The 4,472-nt window shown below is 73.4% G+C and carries 6 protein-coding genes; 2 read left to right on the top strand and 4 right to left on the bottom strand.

Translation table 11 applies throughout. From position 1 onward, the window contains the following. Both ABZ914_RS47185 and pdxR read right to left on the bottom strand, forming a co-directional pair. On the bottom strand, window positions 1–191 hold a 191-nt coding region (locus ABZ914_RS47185), incomplete at its 3' end, for a winged helix-turn-helix transcriptional regulator (protein WP_500201168.1). 153 nt (window positions 192–344) lie between these two features. Continuing rightward, window positions 345–1,754 carry a MocR-like pyridoxine biosynthesis transcription factor PdxR gene (gene pdxR, locus ABZ914_RS47180; protein ID WP_500201167.1) on the bottom strand — a complete coding sequence of 470 codons (1,410 nt, stop codon included), beginning with the start codon at window positions 1,752–1,754 and terminating at the stop codon, window positions 345–347. 82 nt (window positions 1,755–1,836) lie between these two features. Here pdxR and ABZ914_RS47175 point away from each other — a divergent pair, with 82 nt between their 5' ends. Both ABZ914_RS47175 and ABZ914_RS47170 read left to right on the top strand, forming a co-directional pair. Continuing rightward, complete coding sequence (locus ABZ914_RS47175; protein ID WP_500201166.1) at window positions 1,837–2,451, top strand: TIGR03086 family metal-binding protein; 615 nt, start codon at window positions 1,837–1,839, stop codon at window positions 2,449–2,451. Further along, window positions 2,448–2,849: a hypothetical protein gene (locus ABZ914_RS47170; protein ID WP_500201165.1), complete on the top strand. Its 402-nt coding sequence runs from the start codon at window positions 2,448–2,450 to the stop codon at window positions 2,847–2,849. The genes ABZ914_RS47175 and ABZ914_RS47170 overlap by 4 nt, the downstream gene beginning before the upstream one ends. On the opposite strand, the gene ABZ914_RS47165 is transcribed toward ABZ914_RS47170, so the two are convergent. Together ABZ914_RS47165 and ABZ914_RS47160 are read right to left on the bottom strand one after the other, a co-directional pair. Further along, entirely contained in the window at window positions 2,813–3,190 is a 378-nt protein-coding gene (locus ABZ914_RS47165; RefSeq protein WP_190867785.1) for a MerR family transcriptional regulator, read from the bottom strand. The genes ABZ914_RS47170 and ABZ914_RS47165 overlap by 37 nt on opposite strands. Window positions 3,191–3,224: 34 nt before the next feature. Beyond that, entirely contained in the window at window positions 3,225–4,061 is an 837-nt protein-coding gene (locus tag ABZ914_RS47160; RefSeq protein WP_500201169.1) for an alpha/beta fold hydrolase, read from the bottom strand. Window positions 4,062–4,472 lie beyond the last annotated feature (411 nt).

Raw genomic sequence — 4,472 nt, 5'->3', positions numbered from 1 at the left:
GTGGTGGTGACCACGGCGCCGCGCTCCTGGAGCGCGCCGACGATGTCCGACAGCGTCGACCGGGACAGCCCCGACAGCCGGGCGATCTCGGCCCGGCTCAGCGGGCCGCGGGCGCGCAGCAGCGCGAGGATCCGCTCCTCGTGCCCGCGCCGGACCAGTCCGAGGACCCCGGGCTCCGCACCGGACGCCATGCCGCTCCCCGTTCTGTCGAGACTCCGGACAAAATCTCCGCTGGTGAGAGAGGAGGCTAACAGCCTCTAAATCGGTTTTCCATACGGATTTAGTCGACTATTGGGTGAAGCGGGTCACAGCGGCTGCGGCACGCCCGCCGCGACCGACTCCGCCTAGCCGAGGACGCGCCGCAGCCGGCGCAGGCCCTCGCCGATCTCCGGCAGCGTGACGGCGCCGTACCCGAACACCAGCCCCGGCACCGCCGGGCCGTCGACGGCGAACTCCGACAGCGCGAACAGCCCGACGCCCTCCGCCAGCGCCTCGCGGACGACGGCGGCGTCGTCCGCCCCGTCCGGCAGCGTCGCGCTCAGATGCAGGCCCGCCGCCGACGGCACCACCTCCAGCCGTCCCGCGAACAGCGTCCCGAGCAGCTCCGCGACCCGCTCGTGCCGGGCCTGGTACTCCCGCCGCGACCTGCGGATGTGCCGCGCGAGCAGCCCCTCGTCGATGAACCGGGCGAGCGCCGCCTGCGTCGGCAGCTCCGCGTGCCACGACGACACGTACCGCGCCAACCGGAACGCGCGGTGCAGCGACGGCGGCGCGACGAGGAACCCGATCCGCAGCACCGGACGCATGATCTTGGAGAAGGTGCCCATGTAGAGCACGCGGCCTCCGTCGTCCAGGCTCTGCAGCGGCTCGATCGGCCGCCCGCCGTACCGGTACTCGGTGTCGTAGTCGTCCTCGACGATCACCACGTCCCGGCGCCGCGCCCACTCCAGCAGGGCGCGGCGGCGCGGCAGCGACATCGGCATCCCCAGCGGGAACTGGTGCGACGGCGTCACGTAGACGGCCCGCGCGTCGTCCGGCAGCGCGTCCACCCGCAGGCCCTCTGCGTCCACCGGGACGCCCCGCACCCGCATCCCCGCCGCGTGCAGCAGCATCCGCACCGGCGGGTACCCGGGGTCCTCGACCGCCACCACGTCCCCCGGCTCCAGCAGCACCCGGACCACCAGGTCCAGCGCCTGCTGGATCCCCGACGTCACCACCACGTCCGCCGCCGACGCCCGCACCGACCGCGACACCCCGGCGTGCCGGGCGATCGCCTCCCGCAGCTCCTCCAGCCCCGCCGGGTCCCCGGCCGCCGCCGGATCGCCGAGCGCGGACGGCCGCAGCCGCCCCGCCATGATCCGCCGCCACGACTCGTACGGGAACAGCCGCACGTCCGGCAGCCCGGCCCGGAAGTCCCAGGTGATACCGGGCATCCGGTGCGGCCACACGCCCACCTCGTCCCAGACCCGGCGGGGCCGCAGCGGTGACGCCACCGGACGCTCCCGCTCCTGGAAACCGGCGTCCCGGACGAACGTCCCCGCCCCCACCCGGCTCTCCAGGAACCCCTCCGCCGCGAGCCGGTCGTAGGCGACCGCCACCGTGTTCCGCGAGATCGCCAGCCGGCGCGCCAGCTCCCGCGTCGGCGGCGCCGCCTCCCCCGCGCGCAGCCGCCCGTCCAGGATCGCGGCCCGCAGCTGCCGGTAGATCTGGCCCGCCAGATCCTTCCGCCCGACGAGGCTCACGTGCAGGTCCACGCGTCCGACCCTAGACCGGCTCAGCCGTTTTCCGCGTTTTTGGCCCTGTACCTGAGCCACTCGCCGTTCCTACGGTGGCCGTATGGACCCGCTGACCGAACTCCTCACCACCGACTTCCGGCCCCTGGACCGCCAGGCCGCCGACCTCTACCTCGCGGCCGTCGCCCAGGTGAAACCCGACGCGCTCGCCCTGCCGACGCCCTGCCCCGACTGGACCCTGCACGGCCTGCTCCGCCACCAGGTCAGCCAGGACCAGGGCTTCGCGGCCGCCGTGCGCGGCGACGGCGCCCGCCTGTCCAACTGGCACGGCGGCGACCTCGGCGACGACCCCTACGCCGCCGCCGCGGCGTCCCTCGACCTCGTCACCGAGGCGTTCGCCGGGACGGCCCTCGACGCCGGGCTCGTCCTCCCCGAGATCCGCGACGGCGGCCCCTTCCCCGCCTCGCTCGCGATCAGCTTCCACTTCGTCGACCTCGTCGTCCACGCGTGGGACGTCGCCGCGACGATCGGCGCGCCCTGGGAACCCGGCGACGACCTGGTCACCGCGTCCCTCAAGGTCGCCGCGATCGTCCCGACCGGCGCCGACGACCGGGGCCCGGGGACGTCCTTCGCGCCCGTCGTCCCGTCCGCGGACGGCGCGTCCCCCCGGGACCGCCTCCTCACCCTCCTCGGCCGCTCCCCCTCGTGGACCCGATGAAGAGCTGGCGGCCGGGCCCCGCAGGCGGCCGCGGACCGGTGCTGGTGAGCGTCACCGACTTCACCTGCGCCCACGCCTCCGACCTCCCGAAGGTCTACCGGGCCGGCCTGACCCTGCGCCGGGCCTGGCCCGGCCTCCAGGGCGCCGTCGGCCTCTGGCTGTGGACGAACCCGCTGGAACTGCGCAGCGGCTCCGTCTCCGTCTGGGAGTCCGCCGAGGACCTGCACCGCTTCGTCGCCTGGCCCCCGCACGTCGCCATCATGCGCCGCTTCCGGGACCGCGGGACCGTCCGCGCCCACACCTGGACCGCGGACGGCTTCGACCCCGCCGGGACCTGGACGCGCGCCGCCCGCCTGCTGGCTCAGGCCGGGGAGCCCTCGCAGACCGCGCCCCGATAGAAGCCGATCTTGAACTTGACGTGCTCCTGCTGCTCCCGCAGCCGGGCGATCTGCTCCTCCACGCGACGGTCGTGCGCCTGCAGCAGTTCCAGCCGCTCCCGCACGGTCTCCGCGCCGCCCCGTGCGAGCTCGGAGTACCGGAGCATCTCCGCGATCGGCATCCCCGTCTCGCGCAGGCACCGCAGCATCCCGAGCCACTGCAGGTCGCTGTCGCTGAACACGCGCCGCCCCGAGGCGTTCCGCGCGATCCCCTCGAGCAGCCCGATCTTCTCGTAGTAACGCAACGTGTCGATGCTGAAACCGCTTTTCTCAGCGGTCTCGGCCGGAGAATAGGAGCTCACGCTCTCCAGGATCCCACCTGGAGCGCACTCCAGGTCAATCCCCGCCGGCTCGCCGCTCCAGGAACCCCGCCACGGTCTCGGTGAACCACCGGGGGTCGTCGAGCCAGGGGAAATGCCCGGCCCCCGGCTGCACGACCGGCGCCCCCTGCGGGAACATCCCCGCGATCTCTACCGCGACCCGGGGCGACGGCCCGCCGTCCAGCTCACCGGCCACGACCAGGACCCGCGCCTCCAGCCCCGCGACGGCCTCCCGCGCCGCCTCCGGCGCGAACGCCTCCGGCGACGCGTACAGCTCCGCCGCCTCCTCGTTCGTCTCCGCGACCTCCCGCGCCGCATGCGCGCGCGCCGCCGCGTCCCAACGCCCATAGAAGAACGGCACCACCGCCTCCCAGTCGGCCTCCGACGCACTCCCCGCCCAGACCGCCTCGAACGCGTCACGCCCCGCCGCGAACCAGGGCTCGCCCTTCCGCAACGCCGCCGCCTCCCGGCGATGCTCCACCGTGAAGTCGACCCCCAAAGCGCGCGCCCGCCCCGCGACCAGGACCAACGAGCGCACCCGCTGCGGATGTGCCACCGCATACAGAATCGCGAGGTCGCCACCCGCCGAATGCGCGAGCAGGTCAACGCGCTCCAGCCCCAGATGCCGCCGCAGAGCCTCCACATCGTCGACCTGCCGATCACACCGGTACGTCGCCGGATCAACGGGCCTGTCCGAACCGCCGGTGCCGCGCAGATCCAGCATGACGAGCCTGCGGCGTCCGGCCAGCCCGCCGAGATCCCCGAGATAGGCGGAGGCCCGCATCGGCCCACCCGGAATGCACAGCAGCGGTTCTCCACCTGCGTCGCCTGGGCGGTCGCCTTCTTTGGCCATCACGCTGTAGGCGAGACGCGTCCCGTCTTGGCTCCTGAAAATCGGCATCCCGCATCTTCGCAGTCAGCGTCGGACGTCGTTCGACCTTGAACATGTTCTCCTCGCGGTGTTCGGGCGCAGGGGTCAACATGCTTTGTGGCTTCTCGAGAGGCATCCGGGTTGGTTCTCGGACGTGGTGTTCGGCCTTTGTGGTGGGTGCTCTGCGATGGGGCGGAGTGCGGAGGCCGGGTGCGGAGGCCGGGTGCGGAGGCCGGGTGCGGAGGCCGGGTGAGGGGCGATGGGGTGTTCGGAGATGGGGGGTCAGGGAAATCGGCAGGAGAGGTGTTCGGGTGGTGGGGTGGCGCTTGCGTACGGGGCCGCCCCTCCAAAGTCAAGGGCGCCTTCGGCGTCGCTTCGCGATGGACTTCGTCC

The organism is Spirillospora sp. NPDC046719, from assembly GCF_040645715.1.
Lineage (GTDB): Bacteria > Actinomycetota > Actinomycetes > Streptosporangiales > Streptosporangiaceae > Spirillospora.
This window is presented reverse-complemented; position numbering and strand designations above follow the sequence as displayed.